Source organism: Burkholderia puraquae (assembly GCF_002099195.1).
Taxonomy (GTDB): Bacteria; Pseudomonadota; Gammaproteobacteria; order Burkholderiales; family Burkholderiaceae; genus Burkholderia; species Burkholderia puraquae.
Map to the genome: position 1 here is coordinate 1 of NZ_NBYX01000072.1, position 770 is coordinate 770.

A 770-nucleotide genomic window follows, 5' to 3' on the forward strand; every position below is an offset into this window, starting at 1 on the left:
TGACCTGAGACGATTCTTGTAGCCATGCGGCAMGTGAGTTCTCTTTTATCCTAGAGACAAGGAGAACTCGATGAAGAAGCGATTTACCGACGAGCAGATCATCCGCATCTTGCGCGAGGCCGAGAGCCGGGATGAACCGGTGAAGGATCTATGCAAGCGCCACAACATCTCGGAACAAACGTTCTATCGTTGGCGCAACAAGTTCGGCGGCATGGATGTGGCCGACGCGCGTCGGCTCAAGGAATTRGAGTCGGAGAACGATCGGCTTAAGCGCCTGATCGCCGAGCAGATGCTGGTGATCGACGGCCTGAAGGAATTCAGTCGAAAAAAATGAGCACCCCGACGGGCCGGCGCGAGGCGCTGGAAGTCCTGACTCGGCGGGGGCTATCACGACGCAAGGCATGTTGCTACCTGGGACTGAGTCGCCGGGTGGCGACCTATASGCTCAAGCAACCGGAGAAAGATCGGCGTCTGGGCGAGCAACTGATTGCGGCTGCGCAGGAGGTGCCGCGCTTCGGCTACCGACGGATGTCGGCTTGGCTGGCGCTGGGCGAAGCGCGTGTGCGACGAATGTGGCGAGCCTTGCAGCTCAGCATTCCGCGGCGGCGCCCTCGCCGACGTCGTTGCGGCAACGACATACGCCTGCCTGGCGCCACCCAGCCCAATTCGGTCTGGAGCTACGACTTTGTGCACGACCAGTTGGTGGATGGGCGAGCGTTGAAGATGCTTTGCGTGATCGATGAATACACCCGCGAGTGCCTGGCGATCGA

At 60.2% G+C, this 770-nt stretch carries 1 pseudogene; it reads left to right on the top strand.

The features are described from left to right. Window positions 1–70 precede the first annotated feature (70 nt). Window positions 71–770: pseudogene (locus B7G54_RS37830) on the top strand (transposase); the annotation flags it as partial.